Annotated in this window: 22 protein-coding genes and 2 pseudogenes; 10 read left to right on the top strand and 14 right to left on the bottom strand. The window is 66.2% G+C overall.

The window, feature by feature from the left end:
* Nucleotides 1-40: 40 nt before the first annotated feature.
* The 4 genes and pseudogenes from QSV46_RS05405 to QSV46_RS05390 form a co-directional block, all read right to left on the bottom strand.
* Nucleotides 41-1,444 (bottom strand): MATE family efflux transporter, encoded by a 1,404-nt coding sequence (locus QSV46_RS05405; protein WP_314947515.1) that lies wholly within the window; start codon nucleotides 1,442-1,444, stop codon nucleotides 41-43.
* Between the two features lie 67 nt (nucleotides 1,445-1,511).
* Nucleotides 1,512-3,310, bottom strand: a pseudogene (locus tag QSV46_RS05400) (ABC transporter ATP-binding protein).
* Nucleotides 3,311-3,788: 478 nt separating this feature from the next.
* Complete coding sequence (locus QSV46_RS05395) at nucleotides 3,789-5,369, bottom strand: DHA2 family efflux MFS transporter permease subunit (protein WP_314947512.1); 1,581 nt, start codon at nucleotides 5,367-5,369, stop codon at nucleotides 3,789-3,791.
* 31 nt (nucleotides 5,370-5,400) lie between these two features.
* Entirely contained in the window at nucleotides 5,401-6,726 is a 1,326-nt protein-coding gene (locus QSV46_RS05390) for an HlyD family secretion protein (protein ID WP_314947508.1), read from the bottom strand.
* Between the two features lie 197 nt (nucleotides 6,727-6,923).
* Between QSV46_RS05390 and QSV46_RS05385 the strand changes: the two genes are divergently transcribed.
* The gene (locus QSV46_RS05385) at nucleotides 6,924-7,559 is read left to right on the top strand and encodes a TetR/AcrR family transcriptional regulator (protein ID WP_314947505.1); all 636 of its coding nucleotides are present in this window, start codon (nucleotides 6,924-6,926) and stop codon (nucleotides 7,557-7,559) included.
* Between the two features lie 53 nt (nucleotides 7,560-7,612).
* Nucleotides 7,613-7,954 carry a DUF6665 family protein gene (locus QSV46_RS05380; protein WP_314947502.1) on the top strand — a complete coding sequence of 114 codons (342 nt, stop codon included), beginning with the start codon at nucleotides 7,613-7,615 and terminating at the stop codon, nucleotides 7,952-7,954.
* A 13-nt stretch (nucleotides 7,955-7,967) separates the two neighbouring features.
* On the opposite strand, the gene QSV46_RS05375 is transcribed toward QSV46_RS05380, so the two are convergent.
* From QSV46_RS05375 to QSV46_RS05365, 3 genes are all read right to left on the bottom strand, one after another.
* Nucleotides 7,968-8,555 carry a histidine phosphatase family protein gene (locus tag QSV46_RS05375; protein WP_314947500.1) on the bottom strand — a complete coding sequence of 196 codons (588 nt, stop codon included), beginning with the start codon at nucleotides 8,553-8,555 and terminating at the stop codon, nucleotides 7,968-7,970.
* 1 nt (nucleotide 8,556) lies between these two features.
* Complete coding sequence (locus QSV46_RS05370) at nucleotides 8,557-9,759, bottom strand: extensin family protein (protein ID WP_314947497.1); 1,203 nt, start codon at nucleotides 9,757-9,759, stop codon at nucleotides 8,557-8,559.
* Nucleotides 9,760-10,116: 357 nt separating this feature from the next.
* On the bottom strand, nucleotides 10,117-10,977 hold the full coding sequence (locus tag QSV46_RS05365; RefSeq protein WP_314947495.1) for a DUF2147 domain-containing protein: 861 nt from the start codon (nucleotides 10,975-10,977) through the stop codon (nucleotides 10,117-10,119).
* A 195-nt stretch (nucleotides 10,978-11,172) separates the two neighbouring features.
* Between QSV46_RS05365 and QSV46_RS05360 the strand changes: the two genes are divergently transcribed.
* Nucleotides 11,173-11,955, top strand: coding sequence for a DUF2147 domain-containing protein (locus QSV46_RS05360; RefSeq protein ID WP_314947493.1), 783 nt, complete (start codon nucleotides 11,173-11,175; stop codon nucleotides 11,953-11,955).
* Nucleotides 11,956-12,263: 308 nt separating this feature from the next.
* A pseudogene (locus QSV46_RS05355) lies at nucleotides 12,264-13,670 on the top strand (FecR domain-containing protein).
* 50 nt (nucleotides 13,671-13,720) lie between these two features.
* Here QSV46_RS05355 and QSV46_RS05350 read toward each other — a convergent pair.
* Nucleotides 13,721-14,278 carry an NUDIX hydrolase gene (locus QSV46_RS05350; RefSeq protein WP_314947491.1) on the bottom strand — a complete coding sequence of 186 codons (558 nt, stop codon included), beginning with the start codon at nucleotides 14,276-14,278 and terminating at the stop codon, nucleotides 13,721-13,723.
* Nucleotides 14,279-14,339: 61 nt separating this feature from the next.
* Nucleotides 14,340-15,203, bottom strand: a complete 864-nt coding sequence (gene asd, locus QSV46_RS05345) for an archaetidylserine decarboxylase (protein ID WP_314947488.1) — start codon at nucleotides 15,201-15,203, stop codon at nucleotides 14,340-14,342.
* A gap of 35 nt (nucleotides 15,204-15,238) precedes the next feature.
* Between asd and QSV46_RS05340 the strand changes: the two genes are divergently transcribed.
* Nucleotides 15,239-16,903 carry an aminotransferase class III-fold pyridoxal phosphate-dependent enzyme gene (locus QSV46_RS05340; protein WP_314947485.1) on the top strand — a complete coding sequence of 555 codons (1,665 nt, stop codon included), beginning with the start codon at nucleotides 15,239-15,241 and terminating at the stop codon, nucleotides 16,901-16,903.
* Nucleotides 16,904-17,163: 260 nt separating this feature from the next.
* Here the strand turns inward: QSV46_RS05340 and QSV46_RS05335 are convergent, their stop codons facing one another.
* The 3 genes from QSV46_RS05335 to QSV46_RS05325 all read right to left on the bottom strand — a co-directional run bounded on the left by QSV46_RS05335 (nucleotide 17,164) and on the right by QSV46_RS05325 (nucleotide 19,725).
* Nucleotides 17,164-17,823 carry a hypothetical protein gene (locus tag QSV46_RS05335; protein ID WP_314947483.1) on the bottom strand — a complete coding sequence of 220 codons (660 nt, stop codon included), beginning with the start codon at nucleotides 17,821-17,823 and terminating at the stop codon, nucleotides 17,164-17,166.
* 126 nt (nucleotides 17,824-17,949) lie between these two features.
* Complete coding sequence (locus QSV46_RS05330) at nucleotides 17,950-18,639, bottom strand: class I SAM-dependent methyltransferase (protein WP_314947480.1); 690 nt, start codon at nucleotides 18,637-18,639, stop codon at nucleotides 17,950-17,952.
* 33 nt (nucleotides 18,640-18,672) lie between these two features.
* A complete protein-coding gene (locus tag QSV46_RS05325; protein WP_314947477.1) occupies nucleotides 18,673-19,725 on the bottom strand; it encodes a glycosyltransferase family 1 protein in 1,053 nt (350 codons plus the stop codon).
* A 274-nt stretch (nucleotides 19,726-19,999) separates the two neighbouring features.
* Between QSV46_RS05325 and QSV46_RS05320 the strand changes: the two genes are divergently transcribed.
* Both QSV46_RS05320 and QSV46_RS05315 read left to right on the top strand, forming a co-directional pair.
* A complete protein-coding gene (locus QSV46_RS05320; RefSeq protein ID WP_314947475.1) occupies nucleotides 20,000-20,716 on the top strand; it encodes a L,D-transpeptidase in 717 nt (238 codons plus the stop codon).
* Nucleotides 20,717-20,829: 113 nt separating this feature from the next.
* Nucleotides 20,830-21,252, top strand: a complete 423-nt coding sequence (locus tag QSV46_RS05315) for a c-type cytochrome (protein ID WP_314947474.1) — start codon at nucleotides 20,830-20,832, stop codon at nucleotides 21,250-21,252.
* A 52-nt stretch (nucleotides 21,253-21,304) separates the two neighbouring features.
* On the opposite strand, the gene QSV46_RS05310 is transcribed toward QSV46_RS05315, so the two are convergent.
* Both QSV46_RS05310 and QSV46_RS05305 read right to left on the bottom strand, forming a co-directional pair.
* Nucleotides 21,305-21,592: a hypothetical protein gene (locus tag QSV46_RS05310; protein ID WP_314947472.1), complete on the bottom strand. Its 288-nt coding sequence runs from the start codon at nucleotides 21,590-21,592 to the stop codon at nucleotides 21,305-21,307.
* A complete protein-coding gene (locus QSV46_RS05305; protein ID WP_314947469.1) occupies nucleotides 21,589-22,371 on the bottom strand; it encodes a DUF899 domain-containing protein in 783 nt (260 codons plus the stop codon). The genes QSV46_RS05310 and QSV46_RS05305 overlap by 4 nt, the downstream gene beginning before the upstream one ends.
* A gap of 150 nt (nucleotides 22,372-22,521) precedes the next feature.
* Here QSV46_RS05305 and QSV46_RS05300 point away from each other — a divergent pair, with 150 nt between their 5' ends.
* The 3 genes from QSV46_RS05300 (at nucleotide 22,522) to QSV46_RS05290 (ending at nucleotide 26,108) form a co-directional block, all read left to right on the top strand.
* Nucleotides 22,522-23,742, top strand: a complete 1,221-nt coding sequence (locus QSV46_RS05300) for a helix-turn-helix domain-containing protein (RefSeq protein WP_314947466.1) — start codon at nucleotides 22,522-22,524, stop codon at nucleotides 23,740-23,742.
* 29 nt (nucleotides 23,743-23,771) lie between these two features.
* Nucleotides 23,772-24,410: a glutamine cyclotransferase gene (locus QSV46_RS05295; RefSeq protein ID WP_314947463.1), complete on the top strand. Its 639-nt coding sequence runs from the start codon at nucleotides 23,772-23,774 to the stop codon at nucleotides 24,408-24,410.
* Between the two features lie 135 nt (nucleotides 24,411-24,545).
* Nucleotides 24,546-26,108, top strand: coding sequence for a DUF4403 family protein (locus QSV46_RS05290; RefSeq protein WP_314947970.1), 1,563 nt, complete (start codon nucleotides 24,546-24,548; stop codon nucleotides 26,106-26,108).
* Nucleotides 26,109-26,222: the final 114 nt, after the last annotated feature.

Genomic DNA, 26,222 nt, shown 5'->3' with positions numbered 1-26,222 from the left:
AGGACCCTAGCCGGAGCCACGGGGATGGAACAAGCTGTTGCTACGCAGGCTCGCGGGCAAGAGGCGCGATCGGTTGGAGCCCCGCCGGCTCTGCAGCCTTCCTCAGCGGCACCCCAAGGCGTTTTCTGAACTCGCGGCGCAGCAGCCACAGGCTCAGGCCCGCCTGCAGCGTGGTCGCCACGATCGACAGGTACCAGACATACTCCATGTGAAAGCCCGGTCGCGTCGAGAGCCAGATCGCCGGCAGCGAATAGGTCAACACGCGCGTCGCCGAACTCACGAGCACCGGCTTGGTGTTGCCGAGGCCCTGGAACATGCTCGAGCAGGTGAAGATCAGGCCCTGCGCGACCATGTTGAGCGAGATGATCCGCAAGAACAGGTAGGCGATCGCCATCGTCTCCGGGTCGTTGGAGAACCCGGCGAGCAGCAGTTGCGGCTTCGACTGCGCGAGGAGCAGGAAGGCGATCATCACGACACTGGTGATCAGCACGGACTTGACGAAGGTCTCACGCACGCGCGCGCCGTTGCCGGCGCCGAAATTCTGGCCGGCGATCGGCCCGGCCGCCAACGCGACCGCGAGCGCAGGCATCTGGATCAGGCCGAGCATCCGCTGCCCGATGCCGAAGCCAGCCTGCGCCGCCGCGCCGAAATCACTCAGCACGTAATAGACCACCGCCATGAAGGTGAACATCATCGCGAACTCGCCGCCGGCCGGCAGGCCGACATTGAGGATGCGCATCAGATGACGCGGCTGCGGACGCCACTGCGCCGGATTGAAGGCGACATAACGCTCGACCCTGCGGAAATAGACAAGCAGCATCAGGGCGCCGATGCCGACCGCGATCGAGCTCGCCAGTCCCGCGCCGGCGACGCCGAGCGCGTAGCCGGTGCCCAAACCCGAGATCAGCACCGGCGCCAGCGCGATGTTGATGATAACAGCGACGACGCGCACCAGCATGGCGGGACGCACGATGCCGGTCGCGCGCAGCGCGGATGCAATCACTTGCATGACGAACTCCAGGGCGAGCGCCGGCATGAACCACAACAGGTACGTGGTTCCCGCCTCGATCGTGGCCTGGTCGGCGGCGATCGAACGCATATAGAAGCGCGACAGCGCCGCTCCCGCGACCAGGGTCAACACGCCGAACAGCACCGACAGCGCGACTGCCTGGTTGAAGATCAGATTGGCGTCCGCCCGATCCTTGCGTCCCACGGCATGCGCGACCAGCGCCACCGTGCCGACGCCGAGCACCTGCAGCAGCGCGTTGACGAGAAAGCCGGCGTTGCCGGCCGCGGCGACACCCGCAACGGCGGCATCGCCGAGGCCCGAAACGAAATACAGATCGACCAGCTGGCAGACCATGATCGAGATCATGCCGGCCATGATCGGCGGCGACATGACCAGGATGTGTCTCACGATGGAGCCGTCTGTCAGGTCCTTCATGTCATGCCATCCTCTGGCGGCGTGGCGTCGGGACGTTCGCCTCGATGCCGACGCGCCATTCCTCTTCCTATTCCGCCGCCACGACGCGCCCGAGCTCCACCACCTGGCGCTCGAACAGGCCGCGATAGAGGCCCCCTGGCTTGCCCGCGAGCACGGCATGAGTGCCCTGCTCGACGATCTCGCCGCGGTCGAACACCAGGATGCGGTCGAGGCTCTTCACCGTCGACAGCCGGTGCGCGATCACGATCGAGGTGCGGCCCCTCATCAGGCGTTCCATCGCCTGCTGGATCAGCGCCTCCGATTCCGAATCGAGGCTCGAGGTCGCCTCGTCCAGGATCAGCACCGGCGCATCGGCGAGGAACGCGCGCGCCAGCGCCACGCGCTGCCGCTCGCCGCCCGACAGCTTCACGCCGCGCTCGCCGACCAGCGTGCCGTAGCCCTTCGGCAGGCGCAGGATGAAGTCGTGCGCGTTCGCCAGTCGCGCCGCCTGCTCGATCGCCTCCAGGCTGGCGCCGGGCCGGCCATAGCCGATGTTCTCGGCGAGCGAGCGGTGAAACAGGATCGGGTCCTGCTGCACGATCGCGATCTGGCTGCGCAGCGACTGCTGCGTCGCCTTCGCGACGTCCTGCCCGTCGATCAGCACGCGACCATCCGAGACGTCGTAGAGCCGCTGCACCAGCTTGACGAAGGTCGTCTTGCCGGAGCCGGAGCGGCCGACCAGGCCGACGCGTTCGCCGGCGCGGATCGTCAGCGACAGCCCGTCATACAGCGGCGCGCGATGGCCGCCATAATGGAACGTGACGTCGTCGAACACGATCTCGCCGCCCTCCATCGCGATCGGCCGCGCCTCGGCCGCGTCCGCAATGCCGATCGGCTCGCCGTGGATCGCCACCAGCTCCTCCATGTCGTTGACCGAGCGCTGCAGGTTGTTGATGTGCATGCCGACGTCACGCAAGTACGCGTGGATGACGTAGTAGCTCGTCAGCACATAAGTGACGTCGCCGGGCGAAGCATGCCCGGACATCCACAGCAGCACCGACCCGCCGATCACGGAGGCACGCAGGCACAGCAGCAGCGAAAGCTGCGACATGGCCGTGTAGTTGTAGCGAAACCAGGTCCGCCGCACCCGCACGCGCCAGCGGTTGATGACGCGGGCGAGCCGGCCATCCTCGCGCGCCTCGGCGCCGAAGGATTTCACCACGGCGTTGCAGGTCAGCGCATCCGCCAGCGTGCCGCCGACCTTGGTGTCCCAGGCATTGGAGACACGCGCGGCCGGCGCGATGTAGCGCGTCGAGAACAGCACCGTCATCGTGACATAGGCGAGCGCGCCGAGCGCGATCACCACGCCGAGCGATGTCCAGTGAACGCCGAGCAGGATCATCGATCCGATCAGCACGACCAGCGAGGGCAGCAGCGCCAGCAGGATGGTGTCGTTGAGCAGGTCGAGCGCCCACATGCCGCGCGTGATCTTGCGCACGGTGGAGCCGGCGAGGAGTTGGCGTGCCAGTCGGTCGAGAAGCGCTGCACGCGCATGAACGCGTCCTGCGCGACCTCGGACATGATCTTCAGCGTGAACGGCACGATGACCTGTAGCCCTGCGAGCCGCAGCACCATCGAGGCCGCGCCGAGCGCCACGATCGCGCCGAATGCGACCAGCGCCGTATGGCGCGCGTCGGGATCGGACGGCCCGCGCGTCAGCGCATCGATCAGGTGTCCCGAGAAAACGGGCATGAACAGGTCGGCGGCCGTCGCACCGAGCAGGCTGCCCACGATGACGAACATGCGCCCCGGCTGCTTCAGCCAGTGCCGGAACACGAAGGGCAGCACCACGCGTATCGCCGCGGGCTTCTTTGACAGAGCGGTCATGACATCATCCGGCCGCTTGTGACGCGGGCCGGCTCCATCGATGGACGCAAGCCGGCCGCGAGGACCGGGACGGCGTCACTTGAGACTGATTTTGACTTGGGAAGCGGAGCGATCGGGACTTGGAGCCCAATCGAAACTGGCGGAAAGGACCTCTAGGAGGTCGAGCAGGTACCGAGCCAGAACATCATCGAGCGCGGGCGTGCGATCTGCGAAAGCGACGAAATCATGCAAATCCCTCCCCGGTTTCGATGAACAAGGTGCGCTTTATAGATGTGTCGTTTCCGATTTGCAACGGGGCTGCCGCGAGATCACGGACGAGTGTTGCAATTTGGTGCGGGTCGCCACTTCACACTCCGCTGTCATTCCCCGCGAAGGCGGGGAATCCAGTACGCCGCGGCTTCTCGGTTCTAGCCGCGCCATCCCTGCGTACTGGATCGCCCGGTCAAGGCCGGGCGATGACAGGGAGTATGTGGACAGTTCAGTGCGCGTCGCCGCTGGCCATCGAGGCCGGCTTGTTCAGCAGCGTGACCAGCAGGCTGAGGCCGAGATAAAACAGCGTCAGCACGAAGAAGGCATCGCCAAAGCTCATCACCACGGCCTGGCGGTGCACGATCTGGCTGAGCTGCTTCATCGCCATCAGCGCGGAATCGCCGAGCCCCTGGAACTTCTGCGTCAGCATCGTCAGAGTTTCGGTCGCGGTGGCGTTGCCCCAGGTCACGCGCTCCTGGAGGCGCGTGATGTGCAAATCGGTGCGGTCGTTGAGCACGGTGTTGATGACGGCGAGGCCCACAGCACCACCGAGATTGCGCATCAGGTTGAACAGGCCGCTCGCGTTCTTCACCCTGTCGGGCGCCAGCGTGCCGAGCGCGATGTTGTTGGTCGGCACCATCGCGAACATCATGCCGATGCCGCGCAGGATCTGCGGCACCAGCAGCTCGTAGAAATCGTAGTCGCGCGTGATCCAGGTCATCTGATAGGAGCCGATTGCGAACACGATCAGGCCGAACGCGATCATGTAGCGCATGTCGAGCTTGACCATGAGGCGGCCGACCAGCGGCGCGACCAGGAACATGGTGATGCCCGAGACGAACATGGTCTCGCCGATCATCAGCGCGCTGTAGCCGCGCACCTCGGCGAGATAGCGCGGATAGATGTAGGTCAGGCCGTAGAGGCCGATGCCGATGCAAAACTGCAGGACGCAGCCGATCGCGAAATTGCGGTTGGAGAAGGTGCGCAAATTGACGATCGGCTCGGCTGCCGTGAACACGCGCCAGAAGAAGGCGATCGCCGAGATCGCGCAGATCCAGGCGCAGATCGCCACAGAGGTGTCCTGCATCCATTCATGGAGCGGACCTTCTTCCAGCACATATTCCAGCGTGCCGAGGAAGCCGGCCATGAACAGCAGGCCCCACCAGTCGAAGCGGTCGAGCAATTCGAAATGCGGCTCGTCGAAATCGACCAGCGCCAGCACGCCGATGGTGATGCCGATGCCGGGCACGACGTTGATGAAGAACAGCCAGTTCCACGACATCAGGTCGGTGATATAGCCGCCGACCGTCGGACCGATTGTGGGCGCCAGGGTCGCGACGAGCCCGATGATGGGGCCGACGATGTGGAATTTGGACCGCGGGAACACGGTGTAGGCCGAGGCGAACACCGTCGGGATCATGCCGGCGCCGAGGAAACCCTGCAGCGCGCGCCAGAGGATCATCTCCTCGATCGTGGTGGCGAAACCGCAGAGCAGGCTCGATACGGTGAAGCCCGCGGCCGAGATCGCGAACAGCAGCCGCGTGCCGAAAGCGCGCGACAGGAATCCCGACAGCGGGATCGCGATCACTTCGGCGATCAGGTAGGCGGTCTGGACCCAGGCGACCTCGCTGGAGCTTGCCGACAATCCGGCCTGGATTTCGCTCAAGGACGCCGAGACGATCTGGATGTCCAGGATCGACATGAACATCCCGAACACCATGATGATGAAGGCGAACAGCCGCTTCGGCGCGATGCGCTCCGAAGCGGCGTCCGCCATCATGGCGGGGGGAGCAGTGGTGGCGTTCGCCATGGTCTGACCTCGCAGCGCTCAGAGGGCGCGCTTACTGCGGATGGACCGTGGTGGGATCGTCGAGATCGATCTCGCTGTCGGCGTCGGCCGCGCCCTTGTTGGTATCGACGGTCGCGTAGACCGACATGCCGGCGCGGAGCAGATTCTGCTTGGCGACCGACTTCGGCACGCGGATGCGAACCGGCACGCGCTGCACGATCTTGGTGAAGTTGCCGGTCGCGTTGTCGGGCGGCAGCAGCGTGAACACCGAGCCGGAGCCCGCCGCGATGCTGTCGACGACGCCCGAGAACTTGCGCATGCCATACGCATCAACCTTGATCGTCACGGGCTGGCCGGGACGGATGCGCTTGAGCTGGGTTTCCTTGAAATTGGCGTCGATATAGACGTTGTCGAGCGGGACGACATTGCCGAGACGCTGGCCGACCGCGACGAAGTCGCCGGTGCTGACCAGACGGTTCGAGAACGTGCCGTCGACCGGCGCACGCACCGCGGTGAAGGCAAGGTCGCGCTCGGCCCTGGCGAGCGAGGTCTTGAGCTCGGCGAGTTGCGCCTGCGCTTCGGCCTGCTGCGCCTTGGCGACGTCGACATTGCTGACGGCGACGTCGTAGGCGGCCTGCGCGGCCTTGACCGCGGCGGCGCCCTGGTCGCGTCCGGCCTCCGAGGTCTCGAACACAGCACGCGAGGCGAAGCCCTTGCTGTTCAGCGCCTGCTGGCGCTCATAGTCGAGATCGGCGCGCCTGAGGCCGGCTTCGGCGGAGACGAGTTGCGCCCTGGCCTGTGCGACTTGGCTGTCGAGCGCGGCGACCTGGCGGCCGATGCGATCGATGGTGGCCTGCTGGGTCGCGATCCTGGTCGCGGCGGCATCGACCGCGATCCTGTAATCGCCGTCGTCGATACGGAGGACGATGTCGCCCGCGCGCACGGTCGTGTTGTCGCCGGCGAGGATCGAGGAGATGTGGCCGGCAACGCGTGCGCCCAGCATGGTGTTGTTGGCACGGACATAGGCGTCGTCGGTGGAGACGTAGAAGCGGCCGATCAGCGTGTAATAGCCGGCATAGCTTGCAGCCGCGAGCGCCAGCACGAGGCCGACGCCCATCAGGACGAATTTGCGCTTGCCCGATTTTGGCGTAGCGGCGGCGACGGGCGCGTCCGGCGCAGGTGCGGCCGGCTTGTCGGTCACGGGCTTCTCCGGCGCCTCATTGGTGCGGCGCTTGGTTTCCTCGGCCACATGAGAGCGCAACTGGTCGGCAAGGGCGACAGGTTTCTCGGTCGCAGCTTCACCGCCCGCCTGCTCCGGCGTCGTCTCCACCGCTTCCTGGCGAAGGACGCGCGCAGCCTGGTCTCTCGATACGGCCATAACGGCCTCCCCAATAAAAAGGCGCGACCAAGGACGGCCGTCCTGCGGCCGTTCCCCCTCGCTCATCCCAAATATCATTGACCGAACGGTTCGGTCAATATAGATAATATTCCCAGGAGGACCCTACTGGCCCGAATCCTTTATTTGCGTTTCATGGTTCGGCACCCCGTCCAGAAACCTTCCGAGACCCTGAACCAATGGTTGTAGCCGGCCGCGAACGTCTGAACGTCATCCAGGAGGAGGACAGCTCAAAGCGCCGCCAGATTCTCGACGGCGCCCGCAAGGTGTTCATGGATCTGGGTTTTGACGGCGCCAGCATGGGCGAGATCGCGCGTGCGGCACAGGTCTCGAAGGGCACGCTCTACGTCTACTTCGCCGACAAATGCGCGCTGTTCGAATCCATCCTCGAGCAGGAGGCGCTCCAGTACGGCCAGGTCGTGTTCAATTTCGATCCCGCGCGCGACGCCGAGACCACGCTGAAGGATTTCGGCCGGGCCTACATCCATCTGCTCTGCCGGCCCGGCGGCGGATCGGCGATCCGCACCGTGATGGCGATCGCCGAGCGCATGCCCGATGTCGGCCGCCGCTACTATGCGCGGGTGCTGGACAAGACCATCAACCGCCTCTCCGAGTATCTCAAAATCCATGCCGCCTCCGGCGATCTCGAGATCGGCGATTGCGACCTTGCAGCGTCGCAGTTCATGGAACTGTGCAAGGCCTCGCTGTTCCTGCCCTTCGTGTTCCAGGCCGCGCCCGCACCGTCGGAAGAGCGCATGACCGAAGTGGTCGACAGCGCGGCGCGGATGTTCCTGGCGGCGTACCGGGCGAAGTAACGGCAAGCGGGCCGCGCGTTGCGCGGGCCGGCCCACGGCGCTATTTTTGGGCCATGTCTCGTGATCTTCGCCCGCCCGTCGATATCCTCCATTATGAGATCGTCCAGGAACAGGCCTCTGCGCTTGGACGGATGGGCCGCGCGCTCGAACAGGCCCTCGCGCGTCTGCGCGAATTCGACGCCGCCCACGCCCATCCGGAGGTGCCGGCCGCGATGCAACCGGCCAGGCGCAAGCTGGTGATGGAAGCCGGCCAGGCGCTGTGGATGCTCGTGGTGCAACGTGAGGCGACCGGCTTGCGCGACAGCCGCCATATCATGCGGACCTACAACGTCCCGGGTGAGGTGCAGCTATGCATGGGGCTGGTCCCCGCACCGTCGAAGCCGACCTCGAAATGATTTTCCAGTAGAGCTACGCCCCGATCTCTTCCAGTCTGCGCCAGCCGTGCACGATTTGCCGCCCCTCCCGCGCGAACGCAAAGCAATTGCCGCCACCGGCGGGTTGATCGTGGACGCGAGCGATGGGATGGCCGGCATAGTGGCAGAACAGCAGCGTGCCGACCGCGCCGTGACCGACGAAGAGAACATCGCCGGGACGATTGCGCGCCAGCACCGCCTCGGCCTCGCGCACGATGCGCGCCTGTGCGTCGATGGCGCGCTCCCAGCCGCGGACGATGAGATGCGGCTCCGCGAAAAACTGATCGGCGACCTGCTCGAATTCCGCCGGCTTCAAAAAGCCGGTCGCCGAGCGGTCGTTTTCATGCATCGCCACCCGGATCTCGATCATGATGCCGAGCCGGCCTGCGATGATCTCCGCGGTCTCGAGCGCCTTGCGTTCGCCGCTGGCGACGATCTGCGTGGTGCGCGTGAGCCAGCTCGCGTTCACAAGCGCTTCGGTCCGCGTTCGGCCGATCGGGCTCAGGCCCCATTGCGGCACGGGCACATCAGGATCGATTTGCACCTGCGGGTGGGTGAGATAGCGGACGATATCGGCGGACATCTCAATCGTCCGCGTACTCTTCTTCTTCCCGCTTCTGCGCGGCGCTCTTGCGGCCGAGCGAGCCGGTCACGGAGGGATCGCGCGCATTCGCGTACGGCCTGCGCGACTGCGCGCGCCCGGCGACCTCGTCGCCGGAGACAGCGGCCGGCTGGCAGATCAGGCGGCGGCTGGCGCGGCGCATCAGGTCCACGTGAATGTGGTCGTAATGATGGACGTTGGAGCCGGGCGCCAGCACCGTGGTGAAATGCGCGCACGCCCCCGACTGCACGTCGCGCAGAAAGCCCTGCTCTTCCGGCATGCCGCGCCAGCCGTCCTTCACGGTGATGCGGCGGCCGTCGGCGAGCACGAAGGCGGAAATGTCGAGCGCGTTGCCGAAGGCGTGCTCGGAGATATGGGCATGCGAGTTGCCGTTCATGCCGCGGCAGGAATAGGCGGAGATCTGCTTGATCTCGGCGACGCGGGTGCCGAACCAGCGCATCGCCGATGGCTGCACGGTGTCGGCGAGCCAGCGGTCGAGCTCGGACACGATCGGACAGGCCAGCGTCGCGGTCGGCTTGATGGCAACGGGGCCGACGGCGGTGACGGGATTGCCCTGCGCCGGGCCGAGGCGCGGCAATTGTTGCTGCGTGGGCGCCTGCGAATACGGCGCCGGCCGCGCCGGATAGCTCGGCGCATTCATGTAGCGCGCGGCGCCCGCAGCATCGGTGCCATCGGGCGGCAAGTCGATCTCGTCGTCCTGCTGAGCCACGCCGGGCGCGTTCAGCGACATCGGACCGGGTGAGTTGCCATAGCCGGAAGGCTGACGCACCGCGCTCTCGGGATAGTTCGGCTGCTGCGGATACGAGGACGCCGAAGTGTTCCGGCTCTGCGGATAATTCGACCGTGGCTGCGTCACCGGCCAGCGCGGCTGGTTGCCGATGCTGCCGGGCGGGCGCAGTTCCTCATCGGCAAAACCGTAGCTGCTCGAGGCTTCGCCGAGCGCTGCGACCTTCAGCGGAAACTCCGCGCCGCATTGGCCGGGGCCGGAGATCGGATCGATGCGGACGATGTCCGCGCTCTCCTTGACCGCGCCCGATTTCAGGCATGCGGCTTCGGCCTCGGCCCGCCACGGTTCACGTTCGGCCTGGAAGAAGCCGCGTCCGCAACCCGCTAGCGAAACAAGGACGATGGAGCCGACGAGATACAAACGAACTCCGCGCGTCATGCACGCAGGTTCGGTGAATTTACTTAAAGACTCTTCAACGTGTTGATTTCAGTGTTCTTTAACCATACCGGCCCGCACAAGGGTCCACCGCCGGCATGAGCGGCAGCAAGGCTGACTTTTTCGGAAAGAGACTCTCTGTTAACCATGATGGTCGTCCGCGCCGCGCAGGATCAGCGGGAGCATCCCAGGGAGCAACGTCATGACGTTCGCCGGGAGACTGAGCGTGATTGCCGCCTACCTCGCAATGGCCTTTGTCGGCGCCATCGTGCTCGGAATGATCTAGAGATTTCAGCGACTGCGTCGAGCGCCGCGCTCCACTTTCCCGCAAGAGGACTGAAGCGGTGCGCATGCGAATGACTACGACCGCGCGCCCCATTGCCGCGAGGTCGTGATCAGCTTCTCCCGCCGCTCGTCGAGCCGCCTCCAGTCGTTGCCGGAGCACCAGAAGCGGCCGATCGCGCAGGCCTCCACGTGGAGTTTGCCGGAGGCCTTCAGCGTCATCGTTGCATAATAGGTGTTGTTGCTGGAGCGGCTGTAGATGCTGCCGGTCCAGACGTCGTGCGTTTTCGGCTTCATGTTGACGAGCACGCTCTCGCCCCGGCTCGACGCGTCCGTCAGCGCGAAGCCGCACAGTGCGGGGCCGCAGCGTTCGATGCGAACCGTGCCCCTGGCGCCCGGGCTCTCCCATTCGCCGAGCGGCGAATAGGCCGGTTCGTCGTCGCTGCGCTGTGCGATCGGTGCCGTTGGCTTGATCTCAGGCGGCGGGGCGACAACCGGCACCTCCAGGCGCGGCGGATCCAGGCGTTGCAGGTCAACCTGCGGCGGATTGGGGCTCAGCGCCTCGACTCTCGGTGCCTCCCGTCTTGGGGCCGGCGCCGGCACGACGGGCTGCGACGCCGCCGCAGCAAGGGCGGGGATTGACTGCGCCGGCGATGCGACGACGGTCGCCTGTGGCGGCCGGACCGGAGCGGCCGGACAGGCCGGCTGCGGCGCCTGGACGAGCGGCGCGGGCGGCGGTGCGGGTGCCGTGCCGACGTCTTGCGTCGGCCGCAGGCTGCGATTGGACACCGAAACACAGGAAGCAGACCGGCAATTGCGCGGCGCTTCGACATGGAACCGGTGGCCGCCGATCGAGAAGGTGTACGAGCCGGCCTGGGCTGCGGGCGCCATCATCATCAGTGCGATCAATGTGCCAAGCGATGTCCGAAGCCGCGTCATCGGCGCCTCCCTCTGTCGCGACGAGGTTAGGCGGGATGAACCACGGCTGAATGTGCGCTGCGTCACCCTGGGCAGACGAGAGCCGTTGTGACGTCCATCACGGAAGGCCGGACGTAGCCGGCATAGGGTCGGACCACGCTTCATCCACCAGCGACACCAGCCCATACCGGGACCACAGAATTTTCAGAGGTTGTCATGAACAAGCTCACCATCGCCGCCACCGCGCTCTTCCTCGCCTCGACCGCCGCAGCCCATGCCGGCAGTTCGATCTCGTTCCAGATCGAAGGCCAGCAGATCCGCATCGAGACGCCGCGCAACTGCGCTTCGCTCAATTGCGTGACCATCGTCGCGCCGGGCCTGTCCGACAAGCCGATCAAGCTGAACAACATCAACCTCAAGGGCCTCGGCTCCAAAGACTTTGGCTCGAAGGACGATGACGTCGACAATACGCCGGCTCCAGCCACCACCGCGCAGCCCGCCCCGGCTCCGGTGCAGCAGCAGCCCGTGCACGCGACCGCGCCGGCCGCCCCCGCGATCGCTGCTCCCGCTCCGGCGACGACGGTTGCGGCCGCTCCGTCCGTCGGCTTCGACAACACGACGCAGCCCGCGCCCGTTGCGGCTCCTGCCCCTGTCGCTGCGCCTGCTCCCGTCGCCGTTGCGCCTGCTCCGGTTGCCGCCGCGCCTGTGGCGGTTGCCAACACGCCGATCGGGATCTGGGCGACCGAAGAGAACAAGGGCAACGTCCGTGTCGAGCAGTGCGGCGCCAATCTCTGCGGCTATGCCGTGAAGTCCAACGAGCGCATCCTGATCAACATGAAGCCCGAGGGCTCCAAGTGGAGCGGCCGCATCCACGATCCCAACTCCGGCCGCAACTACGACTCGACCATCGCGATGAAAGGCCCGAATGCAATGCGCGTGCAGGGCTGCGCCTTTGGCGGCATGTTCTGCGGCGGCCAGACCTGGAAGCGCGTGAGCTGACGCCGAGGGCGTCATCCCGTGCTGTCGTCATCCCGGGCGATGCAAAGCATCGACCCGGGATCTCGCGCGACAGGCTCGCTCCCCTCACCCTGAGGAGCCTGCGCAGCAGGCGTCTCGAAGGGAGAGGCCCGGATCGAGAGCTGGGCCCGCATGGTTCTCGCGGCGATACGAAGTATCGTCCGCTGGACGCGCGCAAGGGCGCGCTCCTCACCATGAGGGGGAAGCTGTTCATCCGTCATTCAGCTCACCCCCGCTGATATCGGCCGATCTCGCCTCGCGTTTCTCACCGGGACATCCTCGTGACTTCATTGGTGGCTTGGCGCCGCTTCGTGCTTACGCTTGTGCTGCTGGCGTCGCCGCTGGCCGGCGCGAGCGTGGTATTCGCATCCGATGCAATCGAGCTTGCGCAGGCGCAGCCACAAGCGCAGCCAACGCCCGCCCCCTCCCCGACGCCGTCGCCTTCGCCGGCTCCCGCGGCAGACGCGCAACCCGCCGCCGTCGAGCCGATCGGCAACGTCGCGACCGTGACGGGGATCGCGACCGTGATCCGCGACAGGAATTCCTATCCCCTGCACGTGCGCGACGACATCTATCTCAACGACGTCGTGCAGACCTCTTCGAACTCCTCGCTCGGCATCACCTTCAACGACGCGACCACGTTCAATCTTTCCGCCAGCGCCAGGATCACCATCGACAATTACGTCTACGAGGACGGCGGCAAGCAGAACGCAGGCGTCTTCGACATCGGCAAGGGCACGGTCGCCTTCGTCGCGGCGGCGGTGGCGAAGACCGGCGACATGAAGATCACGACACCGACGGCAACGCTCGGCATCCGCGGCACCACCGGCGTCGTCAACGTGCCCGAAGGCGCGGCGGCGAACAGGACGAGCAACGTCAACATCAAGCTCTATCCCGATGCCGACGGCCGGGTCGGGCACATCGACGTCGACGACCGCAGCAGCGGCACGCGTCTCGGCGCGCTGACGCAAGCCGCGAGCGGTTTTGCGATCCGGCCGGGCGCGGCCGCTGCCGGCGGCATGCGCTTTGCCGCCGTGCCGATCACGATTCCCGCGCAGCAGATCGCGCGCGACCGCGGCTTCGTCAGCCAGGTGCACCTGGCGCAGACCACGGGCCGGCAGATCGTCACCGAGCAGCGCGACTTCCGCCGCGCCAATCCGGCCGCGAGCCCGCGCATCCCGCGGCCATTTCAGCAGCAATTGCGGCCGAACACGCCGCCGGGTCAGCAGCCGCAGCGGCCGAACGGCCAGAACAACGGTCCGGGCCAGCAGCAGCCTGGTGCGCCGAACCGGCAAGGCGCACAGCCGCCGCAGCCCCAGGGCGGCGCGGCGCAGCCGGGCGCGGCGCGCGCGGGCCAGCGCCAGCAACAACCAGGTCGGCAGTAAGGTTCGGGACAACCAGCAAGCGCACCGCGCACCGGACACGGCACACAGCCCGGCGGCGCGCCGCAGACGCAACGACAGCGAAACGGGCATATCCCGGCGCAGCCCGGAGGAGTTGTGCCGCCGCAACCGGGCACGACACCGCAGCCGCAATCGCCGCGCTCGGGATTACCGCCTGGCCAGCTGCCCGCGGCTCAGCACCCAGGCGGCATGCAGCGCCCGGGCGGATTGCAGCAGCGCCTCCCCGCCGCGCAACGCCCTGCGACACCACGAAGGCCGACGTCCGCTCCGAAGGAGGAGAAAGGACGGCGATGACTTCTTCCTTGTCCCTCGTGAGTGAGAGGAGACAGGAGGAAAGAAGTTCGTCATTGCGAGCGCAGCCACGCCTTCACCTTTTGCAACAGACCGTGGCGCAGCTCATCGACCGACGCTTCGGCCGGGGTCAGCGTCTGCAAGGCTGCATCGACGTCGTCGCTCGCCGGCCGCGGCTCGGGTGCGGGCGACGATGCAAGGCCCGCCGCCGCAATCGCGATCGGGCCGACCTGTGTCAGGAACGTGCGCTCATATTCGCGCGACAGCCGCGCGAGCGCATCGTCCAGCGTCAGCCAGTCGACCGCCTTGATGTCGCTCATCAGCTTGCGGACGGGACCGCCCTCGGCTTCCATCCGCCAGAAATGCACGGCCTTCGAACGCCCGCCCGACTGATAGACCAGCGTGCCCAAGAATTCGTGGATGGCGACGTTGTGGCCGGTCTCTTCCAGCACCTCGCGATGCGCGGCGTCCCTGGGCGTCTCGCCGTCGTCGAGCTTGCCTTTGGGCAAGACCCATTCGTTGCGTTTGCGCTGGCGTACGACCGCGATCAGCGGCGGCGCACTCCGCCGCAGCACAATACCACCCGCCGCCATGACCGGCGCCCGCGCCATCACAAAATCCGTAAAATTGTCCCCGCTGACCATATAGGCCGCGGGGACGGTGGATTGAAGGCTACTTTCTTCGCAGCAGCGCCTGCCCCGCACGGATGCGCGTGCCCTCGGCGATGCCATTGCAGAAGGTGAAATCGCCGGGCGCCAGGATGATGATGGTCGAGCCGTGCTCGAACCAGCCGAGCTCCTCGCCCTTGCTCACGTTGACATCGCAGGGAAAATTGACGGGGCCGCGTGTCTGCGCGTTCAGCACCATGTCGAGGAAGTGCAACCGGATGCTCGCAACCAGGATCGCAGCAACCGGCACGAGCGTCACCGCCTCGCCGGTCGACAGATGCGTGCGGATCACCGCGCGCTCGTTCTTGCAGAACAGGCGCTCGACCCTCTTCAAGGCGATCGGGTTGACGTTCCAGACGTCGCCATGGATCAGCGTGACGCGTTCGATATGCGCGTCATAGGGCGCGTGGAATCGGTGATACATGCTCGAGGTCAGCCGCAGCGTGACGAACGAGCCGTTGCGGTGCTGGTCGACCAGCGCGGAATCGCCGACGAGGTCGAGCAGCGAATAGGGCGCGCCCTTGACCTGGAACAGCTCGGTGTCGGCGATCCGGCCGTGGGCCCCGACGATGCCGTCCGACGGGCTAGCGACGACGGAAGGGTCCGGATCGAACGGCCGCAGGCCCGGCTTGAGCTCCCGGGTGAAGCAGTCGTGCAGGCTTTTGAAATGCGTTTTCTGCGCCTCCGACAGGTCGAGGTCGGAGAACAGTTTCCACAGCGCGATCGAGAAATCCCGCACCAGCGGATTCTCGATCTTGGAGAACCGGCCCATGAAGCGGGTCAGGGCCGCGCGTGGGATGCGGTTGGTCAACAGGAAGTTGAGGTCTTCCTGCTGGGTGAAAGAGGCGATGACGGCTTTGACTGTCATGAATCTGTCAGCTCGCAGTATTAGCGCTTGTTGTCATGGAAACGACACTCCCGATTCTCTCATTTTCCGTGGCCGCCGCAGCGTCCGCTGCCGCCGCCTTCCCGAAGCTCAAGGCGCGGCTCGAATTGTCCCGCGCCAAGCACCGCTCTCTCGCCGGGCACTCCAAGATGTCGCGCCGGGTGGCCAAGCTGCTCCCGTTTTACGAGTTCGAGGGCGACACATATTTCGGCTGCGACGGCGCGCCTGATAACGTGGTGACGCAGCGCAAGGAGGCCTTCTTCCGCCTCGCCGATCTCTACGCCAAGCGTTACCCCAAGGGCCGCGCGATGACGAAGGAAGCGGCGGAGAAGATTTCCGACCTGCACTTCACCGAGACCTACCGCGTGCCGTTCCAGTTCTCGCGCCTCGTCCGCGAGCATCTGGGCACCTCGACCTTCATGGAGTCCTCGAGCGGCGTTACCGTCACGGATGTCGACGGCAACACCTCCTACGACCTCACCGGGTCCTACGGCGTCAACATCTTCGGCAACGACTTCTACAAGGAGTGCATCGAGGGATCCGAGAAGCGCGCGCACGCGCTCGGCCCGGTGCTCGGCCCCTATCATCCCGTCATCCTCGATAACGTGGCGCGGCTCTGCCAAATCTCGGGCCTCGACGAAGTCTCGTTCCACATGTCCGGCACCGAAGCCGTGATGCAGGCGGTGCGGCTCGCGCGCTACCACACCAAGCGCTCGCATCTGGTTCGCTTTGCCGGCGCCTATCACGGCTGGTGGGGCGACGTGCAGCCCGGCGTCGGCAATCCGATTCCCGCGCACGAGACCTACACCCTCGCCGAGATGTCCGAGAAGACGCTGCACGTGCTGCGCACGCGCAAGGACATCGCCTGCGTGCTGGTCAATCCGCTGCAGGGGCTGCATCCCAACGGCAACGCCCCCGGCGATTCCTCGCTGGTCGACTCGTCGCGCGGCGGTCATTTCGACCGGGCGGCCCACACCCAGTGGCTGAAGAAGCTGCGCGAGGTCTGCACCGAGCGCGGCATCGTGCTGATCTTCGACGAGGTCTTCGTCGGCTTCCGTCTCGCTGCCGGCGGCGCCCAGGAGTACTTCGGCGTCAAGGCCGACATGGTGACCTACGGCAAGAGTCTCGCCGGCGGCCTGCCGGTCGGCGTGGTCTGCGGCAAACGCGAGCTGATGCGCCGCTTCCGCGACGACCGTCCCGCCGACATCTGCTTCGCGCGCGGCACCTTCAACTCGCACCCGTATGTCATGACGGCGATGGACGAGTTCCTGAGCCGTCTCGCCAGTCCGAACTTCCGCGCCATCTATGACGGGCTCGACGCCACCTGGAACGGCCGCGCGCAAAAGCTCAACCAGATGATGAGCGATGCCGGCCTGCCGGTGCGGTTCGCCAATTTCTCGTCGATCTGGACTGTGAAATACACCACGCCGTCCCGCTACAACTGGATGCTGCAATATTACCTGCGCGCCGAGGGCCTGGCGCTGAGCTGGGTCGGCACCGGCCGGCTGATCTTCAGCCTGAACTACACCGACGCCGACTTCACCGAAGTCGCCGAACGCTTCGTCCGCGCGGCCGACAAGATGAAGGCCGACGGCTTCTGGTGGCACGACGGCGTGCTCACCAACAAGAACATCAAGCGGCAGATTTTGAAAGAGATGCTGGCCAAGCGCTTCGGGCGCTGAGGCCGGCCCTCTCCACGCAACCACTGTCATTCCGGGGCGGCTCGAAGAGCCGAACCCGGAATCTCGAGATTCTCTGGTGCGGGAGCCCGCACCATAGTTCGATGCTGCGCATCGCCCCGGAATGACTGCGTCTGTGGCGGCGCTCAATCCCACGCCCCCGCACGCGGGGAGAGGCGAAGAAGGCTCCAAGACGTGTATGCCCGGCACGAGGCCGGGCATGACGCAACCATCAGACATCGGAGTGTTGGCTAAGAGCGCGCTCAGGCGTGCTGCTCCTCGAGCGTGGGCTCGGAGATGAGGCCCAGCGTGTGCTCGGGGTTGAGGTGCAGGCCGGGGTCCATCAGTTCGCCGCGCATCAGGGCGAGCGGCGCGCTGCGATAAAGCATCAGATCGTGGAAGGGGTCGGTCAGGATCTTGGTCATCCAGACGAGGCCGGTCTCGACGTCGCGGATGAAGAACAAGTGCACGGTGCGGAACAACAGACCACCGCCGCCGACCACGAGCCAGATCTTGGCCACCTGCCGCATGAAGTCGGTCGCGCTCGCCCAGGGCGTGAACAGGCCAAACAGCGTGGGGTCGGCGAGCAGCACCAGCGGCGATGCCGCCCAGATCGACATCAGCACCACCTTGCGCTGAAGGTTGTAGCCGACCTTGATCTCTTCCTTGTGCTCGTGCGTCGCCTGGTTGATGTGGTCATAACCGTGCGGCTCGAAGAAGAAGTGACCGGCCTGGCGCGAGGTCATCGAGACCAGCCAGCCGACCAGCGCGGAGATCACGGGATCGACGAACAGCCAGACATAGGCAAACAGGAAGCTCGCCGCGCTGACGAAGTGCAGGCTCTGATTGATGCGGCTGTGGTGATAGTAGCGATGGTCGTCCCAGCGCTGGATCCGCAGCTGCTCGAGATAATTCTTGATCATGCTCTCCCCCAAAATGCTTTCGGGTTCAGGATTGACAGGGATTCGATGTACGCCGTGTGACATCATCATTTTGTCATGTGACGATGTGCAGCGGCGCGATGACGCACGCGAACGCGAAGTCGCAGCTCAAGCCGCCTTGGCGACGTCGACCTTGCGGAAGCGCACCAGCGAGAAATGACCGAGCGGCGGAATCAGGCGGCGCTCCGCGAGTTCGATGCCGTTGGCACCGGCGAGCCACTTGGCATAGCGCGACCAGGCGAACTCGGCGGTGCGGAAGCCGAGCGGACGCACCACCGGCTGGAGCTTCTGCTCGATGAAGCGGCGCATGCCGGTGTCGGCGCTGACGCGGGTGAGGATGATCAGCTCGCCGCCGGGGCGCAGCACGCGGGCGAACTCGTCGAGCGCGACTTCCGGGTTCGGCACGGCGGTGACGACATATTGCGCCATCACCACGTCGAAGGAATTGTCGGGGAATTCGAGCTTCTCGGCGTCCATCACCGCGAGCCCTTCGACGTTCTTCAGATTGCCCTCGGCAACGCGCTGACGCGCCTTGTCGAGCATCGCTTCCGAAATGTCGGTGCCGAAGATGCGCAGATGCGGCGCGTAGAGCGGCAGCGAGATGCCGGTGCCGACGCCGACCTCGAGCACGCGGCCGCCGATCTTGTTGGTGGCGGCGATCGCGGCCTGCCGGCCCTTGGCGAACACACCGCCGAACACGAGATCGTAGACCGGTGCCCAGCGGTCATAGGCCTGCTCGACCGTGCCGCGGGTGAGGTCAAGCTGCTGGGTGCCGTCAAGGTTCATGATCTTAGCCATCGATGAGGTTCTCGCTGTGGTTCAAATGAAAGGTCAACCGCGCACCGGCCGCCGCGCCATGCGAGGCGAGGCGCGCAAGACGCGGCTAGGCTGAAGCGACGTGAGGTTTCCAACGAACTGGCGTGCGCTGTTCTCCCAGGAGCGCTCCAGCGCGAAGTTGCGGCAGGTCTCGCGCGACATGGTCAGTGCGCGCAGGCACGCGGTGCGCAGATCATGGTCGATCGCGCCGATCGGGTGACCGGCGATGACATCCTTCGGGCCCGTGACCGGAAACGCCGCAACCGGCGTGCCGCAGGCGAGCGCCTCGAGCTGCACCACACCGAAGGTATCGGTCAGGCTCGGGAACACGAACACGTCGGCGGCGGCGAGATGCGCGGTGAGATCCCCGCCCTTTTTCTCGCCGAGAAAGACGGCCTCCGGATATTTCTTCTCGAGCGCCGCCTTCTGCGGCCCGTCGCCGACGACGACCTTGGTGCCGGGCAGGTCGAGCGCGAGGAACGCTTCGAGATTCTTCTCCACCGCGACGCGGCCCATCGTCATGAAGATCGGGCCCGGCAGGTCCAGCCTGGCGGGCGCGTCAGGGTGGAACAGCTCTGTGTTGACGCCGCGCGTCCAGAAGCCGAGCCGCTTGAAGCCGCGCTCGGACAGCTCCTGTCGCAGCGAGGGCGTCGCCACCATGGTCATCGCGGCGGCATCGTGGAAGTGGCGCAGCACGGCATAGCCGACGGCGCCGGGAATGCCGGTCCGCACCGAGACGTATTCCGGAAAGCGCGTCGTGTAGGAGGTGGTGAAGGCAAGGCCGTTACGGCGGCAATAGGCCCGCGCGGCCCAGCCGATCGGCCCCTCGGTCGCGATGTGCAACGCTTCCGGCGCCGCCTTCTCGATCCGCCGCGCGATCTCTTTGCGGTTCGGCAACGCGATGCGTAGGCCCGGATAGGTCGGCAGCGGCCATGACCGAAAGCCGTCCGGGGTGAGGAAGTCGATCTCGACGTCGAGGGCCTTGGCCGCATTCGCCAACGAGGTCAGCGTCCGGACCACACCGTTGACCTGCGGATGCCAGGCGTCAGTCGCGATTAATACCCGCATGGGGAAATCCGGGAGTTTGATGATTCTCAGGCATCGACCATCAACGAAGGATATTTCAGGCGTGTGACGTCACAGAAGTGTCGGCCGACTGTTTTGTTCGTTAACGGACCCCTGCGGCCACGAAACTGTCATGAAACAATCCTTGCCGCCATGAAGCCGTTTTCGGTTTTCCGCGCAAACGTCCCGAAACGTTTTGCCGTTAGTGATCCAGGCAACAGAGCACCGCCAAGCGGTGCCACGGTGGCCAAGACCACCGAGCAAACAGGGGCGACAAATGATCAATCTGGACAGGTTCAAGACGTTTTCGCGCGCCGTTGCTTTTAGCGCAGTTGCGGTCTCGGCGATCGCGTTTGCAGATGCGGCCAAGGCCGCGCCGGTGCAGCTCTTCCCGTTCTTCCAGCCGCTGCCGCCGATTACCGCGCCGCAGCCGATGCAGCCCTATCAGCCTTACCAGGCAACGCCGTATCAGACTGAGCCGTCCGAGGACCAGGACGCGGTCGAGATGCCGGCACGCTTCCGCCGCCAGACCGTCTCCTACGCGACGCGCGAAGCGCCGGGCACCATCATCATCGATACGCCCAACACCTATCTCTACTACGTGCTTGGTAACGGCCAGGCGCTGCGCTACGGCATCGGCGTCGGCCGCGACGGCTTCACCTGGTCCGGCGTCCAGTCAGTGACCCGCAAGGCCGAGTGGCCGGCCTGGACGCCGCCGCCGGAAATGATCGCGCGCCAGCCCTATCTGCCACGCCACATGGCCGGCGGCCCCGGCAACCCGCTGGGGGCCCGCGCCATGTATCTCGGCGGCACCATCTACCGCATCCACGGCACCAACGCGCCCGACACCATCGGCAAGCGCGTCTCCTCCGGCTGCATCCGCCTGACCAACGACGACGTCACCGACCTCTACTCCCGGGTCAACGTCGGCACCAAGGTGATCGTGCTGCCGATGAACGAGCGGCGGGCGGAGCTCGGAACTGCGACGCGCTAAGCGACAGGACATTGTGACGCAAACGGCCCCGGAACCCACCGGGGCCGTTTTCGTTTGCCCTCGGCATCCCGATGCGCGCGCCTGCTGCGGCGCGATCCCCGATGGAGGCGCAAATGCAATCACGTCCGCAAACGCCGCAAGGCCCATGCCTGTGCGCGATCGCTGGCGCCGGCGCACTGACGCTGCTGCTGTCCGCACCCTCCTCGCTCGCACAGCAGCCGGCGAGCGACGACGCAGCACGGCAGGCTTTCAACAATTCCTGCCGCACCTGCCACTCGGTGAACGAAGGCGACAATCGCCTGGGCCCCAATCTCAACAAGATCGTCGGACGCAAGGCCGGCTCGCTGCCGAACTACAACTACTCGCCGTCGATGAAAGAAGCCGGCTTCGATTGGGACCAGGACAAGCTCACCCGCTTCATGATCAAGCCGGACGAGGTCGTATCCGGCAACAAGATGCAGCCGTACGGCGGCATCTCGGCGGAGGAAGCGGCGAAGGTGGTTGCTTATTTGCAGACGGCGGCGAGCTCACAGTAACGGCTCCGCCAGAGGCGGAGCCGTATTCATCTGCATCCGTGGCCATCCATGCTCACCGCGCGCCGTCCGCACCTCGCCATTCCGAGATCAGCCTCAGCCACGCTGCCGAATGAAACGCGCTCATCAGCAGATACATCGGCACCATCCCGCCAAGCAGCGAACTGTGGCTGGTCGAGCAGAGCATGTCGGCCGTGTCGCCGCCGAGCGCGGCGGTCAGCACGGCCATGAGTGCGAACGTCGGCGTGGCCGCAAGGCCGAGCCATCTGGCGAGGTGGCGCGCGGCCACCACGCCAGCACGGCCGCCACCGATGGCCGTGCTGATGGGATAAGACACGCTCATCCGCCCGCCTCGCGCAGCGCCTTCTCGCCGGCCGTCGACACTTCGACCCACCTCTTGTCGGGTGCTGCACCCTCGACATAGCTGTCGTGCCAGTTCCACCATTTGTAGGTCGGCGTCTGCGGATAGCCTTTTGGCGAATCCTCCCAGACCTCCTGCCGGCCGAGCGGCGTGATGTCGAGGTAGTTCCAGGTGCCGCCCATCTGCTCGTCGCCGCGGCTCTTGACGAAATAGGTGCGGAAGATCCGGTCGCCATCGCGGTAGAACACGTTGGTGCCGTGCCATTCGTCGACGCCGAAATCGGCGTCAAAACTGTCGGTCACGGTGACCCACGGCATGGTCCAGCCCATCCGCTTCTTCAGCCTGATGATGTCGGCCTGCGGTGCGCGCGAGGCGAACACGAGCGTGGTATCGCGGGCGTTCAGGTGCGCGACATGGGCGACCTGGTCGGCCACCATCGAGCAGCCGCGGCAGGCATGATCGGGCCAGCCGAACACGCCGGGCTCGAAGAAGGCGCGGTAGACGATCAACTGCCGCCGGCCCTGGAACAGATCGGCCAGACTGACCTTGCCGCCGGGTCCCTCGAACGCATAGGTTTTGGTGACTTCCATCCAGGGCATGCGCCGGCGTTCGGCGGCCAGGGCGTCGCGGGCACGGGTATGCGCCTTTTCCTTCACGAGCAGTTGCTGACGGGCGGCCTCCCAGTCCCGCGGCGACACCACCGGCGGTGTTTGCATGGCGGCCTGTCCGTTAGTTCCTGCGTTGTCAGCTGATGTCATCATGGCTCTCCAAACCTCTTGCTTGGACGGTCGCTCTGCGTCTGGCTATGGCAGACGCGGAACCGCTCGTCCCTCACCGCACATCGTCGGTGGTGGACTATTTCTGGCACCGGACGGCTGCGCGGTGGGAGTAACAAGTGTGGCGGGATCTTTATGGAGTCGCTGATCACGGCCGCGGCGCGGGCGTTAGAGGCCGGCGATCCGCTCGGCGCGCTGAACCGCGTTGCGCTGCGCAACGATGCGCCGTCGCTGGCGCTGCGCGGCATCGCGATGGCGCAGCTCGGCGATCTCGCGAAAGCGAAGATGCTGCTGCGAAGCGCTGCGCGCGCGTTCGGTCCGCTAGAAGCGGTGGCACGCGCAAGATGCGTGGTGGCCGAAGCCGAGATCGCGCTCGTCTCGCGCGACCTGGGCTGGCCGGTGAAGTCGCTCGCCGCCGCGCGGGCGACGCTCGAACGACACGGCGATCTCGCCAACGCCGCGCATGCGGGCCATATCGAGGCGCGCCGCCTCCTGCTCGTCGGGCGCCTCGACGAGGCCGAGCGGACGCTGGCCGAGCTCAGCCCCGCCCCGCTTCCGCCTGCCTCTCAGGTCGTTCGCGAGCTCGTGGTCGCCGGCATCGCCATCAGGCGGCTCAGAACGAACGACGCGCGCGCGGCGCTTAGCCGTGCGGCGCAGGCCGCCCGGCTGGCGAACATCCCGGCGCTCGCAGCCGAGGTCGACAGCGCTATCCTCATTCTCGACACGCCGGCGGCGCGCCTGATCGCGCGCGGCAGCGAACACCCGTTGCTGCTCGGAGAGGTCGAAAGACTGGCGACCTCGACAGCGCTCGTCGTCGATACCTTCCATCATGTCGTGCGCAGGCAGGGCGTTGTCGTATCGCTCGGAACGCGGCCGGTGCTGTTTGCGCTGGCCCGCCTGCTGGCGCAGGCCTGGCCCGCCGATGTCTCGCGCGAGGCCCTGATATCAGGCGCGTTCCGGGCGAAGCACGCCGATGAATCGCATCGCGCGCGGTTGCGTGTCGAGATCGGGCGGCTCCGCGCCGAGCTCGAGCCGCTGGCCGAAATCAGCGCGACGAAGCAGGGTTTTGTGCTGGCACCGCGGCAGACGCGCGACGTCATCGTGCTGGCGCGGCCGGTCGAGGAGAAGCACGCCAATGTCCTCGCCTTCCTGTCCGATGGCGAGCCGTGGTCGAGCTCGGCGCTCGCGCTGGCGCTTGGGGCCAGCGCGCGCACGGTGCAGCGGGCGCTCGACGAGCTGGCCCGATCGAACAAGGTGCAGTCGTTCGGACACGGCCGCGCACGGCGCTGGATGACGCCACCTGTGCCGGGTTTCCCGACAGGCTTGTTACTCCCCGGGCCGCTGCTGAAGACCTAAGGTGCGAATCCTCACCAGGGAGCGACCGCATGAAACGTTCAGCCGCCGAGATTGTCAGGGAGTACGGACCATTTGCGGGCGTCGAGGCCGTGCATGGCGTCACCTATGACGGCACCCATGTCTGGTTCGCATCCGGCGACAAGTTAAATGCGGTCGATCCGGACAGCGGCAGGATCGCACGCTCCCTCGACGTCGCCGCACATGCGGGAACGGCGTTCGACGGCCGGCACCTGTTCCAGATCGCCGAGGATCGCATCCAGAAGATCGACGCGGCGACCGGCAAGGTGGTCAGCACGATTCCGGCGCCCGGCGGCGGCGGTGACTCTGGATTGGCCTGGGCCGAGGGTTCGCTCTGGGTCGGTCAGTATCGCGAGCGCAAGATCCATCAGGTCGATCCCCAGACGGGGACGGTGCTCCGCACCATCGAAAGCAAGCGCTTCGTCACCGGCGTGACCTGGGTCGACGGCGAGCTCTGGCATGGCACCTGGGAGGGCGAGGAGAGCGACGTGCGGCGGATCGACCCTGAGACGGGCAAGGTGCTGGAGCAGCTCGACCTGCCAGCGGGGACGATGGTTTCAGGGTTGGAGTCCGACGGCGGCGATCGCTTGTTCTGCGGTGGCGGAAGCGCCGGCAAGGTGAGAGCGGTGCGCCGGCCCCGGCGCGGCTAGATGCACGATGACGCATGCGCGGCAACGGCGCGTTCGCAGCCGTTAACCTGTCCGCCCCAATTTCACCCCACCGGTACGCTCTAGCGCCCTCCTCGCCCGCCCTGTAAAATCCCCGACGGGCGGCTTGGGGGAATGATGCGACTTGCGTTGAATGTGAAGACTGTCCTGATCGCCGTCGCGGTGCTCGCGGCGTCGTTCTTCATCAGCTTGAAGGCGATGGACTGGCTGTCGCCGCGCGCGACCAATTCCGCGCCGCCGGTCGCGCAATTGCCGCCGCTGCCCCCCGTGGCGAAGAGCTCGATCGTGGTGGCGCCGGTTGCCATCGCGGTGTCGGCGATCCGGGACCAGGCCGAGAAGGCCGCCCCGCGCAATTTCGCCGGCAAGGCCGACAACCCGATCTCGCAGATCCTGGAGAACGCCGACATCGGCTGGTCCGCCGTGCGCGGGCCAATGGCGGCGGCCGGCGACAAGGACGTGCTGACGATCTCGACGCCGCTCACCGGCAAGCTGAACGTGACGGGATCGCTGTCATCGAAAGCCACCGGCGCGCTCGGCGACGCCCTCGGCGGCGTGCTCGGCGGCGACGCGGCGAAACGGATCGGCGCGGTCAACATCAAGAATTTGAACGCCAACGCCGAGATCAAGGGCAATGTGATCGTCACCTCGCGCCCGAAGCTCGCCGCCAACTGGCATCTCGAACCCAATCTCGGCGCCCAGGTCAATCTCGGCGACACCAATCTCGCCGTCGCCGGCGCCAAGGTCAACGTGCCGGCGCAGGTGAAGCCGCTGATCGACAAGAACGTCGGCGAGCAGATCAACATCGTCTCCGAGCGCATCCGCAACGATCCGTCGCTGCGCGAGAACGCGAAGCTGCAATGGGCCAAGGCCTGCCGCTCGATCGCGCTGCAAGGCTCGGGCGCCTCGGCCGCGCTGCCGCCGCTGTGGTTGGAGATGAAGCCGATCCGCGCCATCGCGGCACAGCCGCGCGTCGACGCACAGAACGTGACGCTGCTGCTCGGGCTCGAGCTCGAGACGCGCGTGACCTCGACGCAGACCAAGCCGGATTGTCCGTTCCCCGACAAGATCTCGATCATGCCGCCGACCGGCACCGGCGTGAACATCGGCGTGCCGATCGACGTGCCCTTCACCGAGATCAACAAGCTGATCGCGGCGCAGATGGTCGGCCACACCTATCCTGAGGACGGCTCGGGTCCGGTCGACGTCACCGTGAAGAGCGTGAACGTCGTTCCTTCCGGCGAGCGGCTGCTGATCTCGCTCCTTGTGCGCGCCAAGGAGAAGAAGAGCTGGCTCGGCCTCGGCGCGGAAGCGACCGTGCACATCTGGGGCCGTCCGATGCTCGACCAGGCGCAGCAGACGCTGCGGCTCGCCGACATCCAGCTCGCGGTGGAATCCGAGGCCGCCTTCGGCCTGCTGGGAGCCGCGGCGCGCGCGGTGGTGCCGCAGATGCAGCAGGTGCTGGTGCAGAAGGCGACGCTCGACCTGAAGCCGATCGCCGCCAACGCGCGCGAGAAGATCGCGGCCGCGATCGCCGACTACCAGAGGAGCGAGGACGGCCTCAAGGTCGATGCCAGGATCGACAGCCTGACCCTCGCCGACATCGCCTTCGATTCCAGGACGCTGCGCGTTGTCGCGGAAGCCGGCGGCACGCTGAACGTGTCGGTGTCGAAGCTGCCGTAGACGCAGCGCCCTTCACGCACCGAACCAATGCGCCCCGTCGCGGGCGCCGCTGGCATTCTCGCCGGAGGGTGCTAAGCTGTTCCTCGCAACCTCGGACGAGGTCCTGACAGCATC

It is taken from the genome of Bradyrhizobium cosmicum, assembly GCF_032290525.1.
GTDB classification, from domain to species: domain Bacteria; phylum Pseudomonadota; class Alphaproteobacteria; order Rhizobiales; family Xanthobacteraceae; genus Bradyrhizobium; species Bradyrhizobium cosmicum_A.
This window is presented reverse-complemented; position numbering and strand designations above follow the sequence as displayed.

Excerpts from the sequence above, each read along its gene's own strand:
- QSV46_RS05405 (WP_314947515.1), bottom strand. The coding sequence starts at position 1,444 with ATGAAGGACCTGACAGACGGCTCCATCGTGAGACACATCCTGGTCATG.
- QSV46_RS05395 (WP_314947512.1), bottom strand. The coding sequence starts at position 5,369 with ATGGCGAACGCCACCACTGCTCCCCCCGCCATGATGGCGGACGCCGCT.
- QSV46_RS05390 (WP_314947508.1), bottom strand. The coding sequence starts at position 6,726 with ATGGCCGTATCGAGAGACCAGGCTGCGCGCGTCCTTCGCCAGGAAGCG.
- QSV46_RS05385 (WP_314947505.1), top strand. The coding sequence starts at position 6,924 with ATGGTTGTAGCCGGCCGCGAACGTCTGAACGTCATCCAGGAGGAGGAC.
- QSV46_RS05380 (WP_314947502.1), top strand. The coding sequence starts at position 7,613 with ATGTCTCGTGATCTTCGCCCGCCCGTCGATATCCTCCATTATGAGATC.
- QSV46_RS05375 (WP_314947500.1), bottom strand. The coding sequence starts at position 8,555 with ATGTCCGCCGATATCGTCCGCTATCTCACCCACCCGCAGGTGCAAATC.
- QSV46_RS05370 (WP_314947497.1), bottom strand. The coding sequence starts at position 9,759 with ATGACGCGCGGAGTTCGTTTGTATCTCGTCGGCTCCATCGTCCTTGTT.
- QSV46_RS05365 (WP_314947495.1), bottom strand. The coding sequence starts at position 10,977 with ATGACGCGGCTTCGGACATCGCTTGGCACATTGATCGCACTGATGATG.
- QSV46_RS05360 (WP_314947493.1), top strand. The coding sequence starts at position 11,173 with ATGAACAAGCTCACCATCGCCGCCACCGCGCTCTTCCTCGCCTCGACC.
- QSV46_RS05350 (WP_314947491.1), bottom strand. The coding sequence starts at position 14,278 with ATGGCGCGGGCGCCGGTCATGGCGGCGGGTGGTATTGTGCTGCGGCGG.
- asd (WP_314947488.1), bottom strand. The coding sequence starts at position 15,203 with ATGACAGTCAAAGCCGTCATCGCCTCTTTCACCCAGCAGGAAGACCTC.
- QSV46_RS05340 (WP_314947485.1), top strand. The coding sequence starts at position 15,239 with ATGGAAACGACACTCCCGATTCTCTCATTTTCCGTGGCCGCCGCAGCG.
- QSV46_RS05335 (WP_314947483.1), bottom strand. The coding sequence starts at position 17,823 with ATGATCAAGAATTATCTCGAGCAGCTGCGGATCCAGCGCTGGGACGAC.
- QSV46_RS05330 (WP_314947480.1), bottom strand. The coding sequence starts at position 18,639 with ATGGCTAAGATCATGAACCTTGACGGCACCCAGCAGCTTGACCTCACC.
- QSV46_RS05325 (WP_314947477.1), bottom strand. The coding sequence starts at position 19,725 with ATGCGGGTATTAATCGCGACTGACGCCTGGCATCCGCAGGTCAACGGT.
- QSV46_RS05320 (WP_314947475.1), top strand. The coding sequence starts at position 20,000 with ATGATCAATCTGGACAGGTTCAAGACGTTTTCGCGCGCCGTTGCTTTT.
- QSV46_RS05315 (WP_314947474.1), top strand. The coding sequence starts at position 20,830 with ATGCAATCACGTCCGCAAACGCCGCAAGGCCCATGCCTGTGCGCGATC.
- QSV46_RS05310 (WP_314947472.1), bottom strand. The coding sequence starts at position 21,592 with ATGAGCGTGTCTTATCCCATCAGCACGGCCATCGGTGGCGGCCGTGCT.
- QSV46_RS05305 (WP_314947469.1), bottom strand. The coding sequence starts at position 22,371 with ATGATGACATCAGCTGACAACGCAGGAACTAACGGACAGGCCGCCATG.
- QSV46_RS05300 (WP_314947466.1), top strand. The coding sequence starts at position 22,522 with ATGGAGTCGCTGATCACGGCCGCGGCGCGGGCGTTAGAGGCCGGCGAT.
- QSV46_RS05295 (WP_314947463.1), top strand. The coding sequence starts at position 23,772 with ATGAAACGTTCAGCCGCCGAGATTGTCAGGGAGTACGGACCATTTGCG.
- QSV46_RS05290 (WP_314947970.1), top strand. The coding sequence starts at position 24,546 with ATGCGACTTGCGTTGAATGTGAAGACTGTCCTGATCGCCGTCGCGGTG.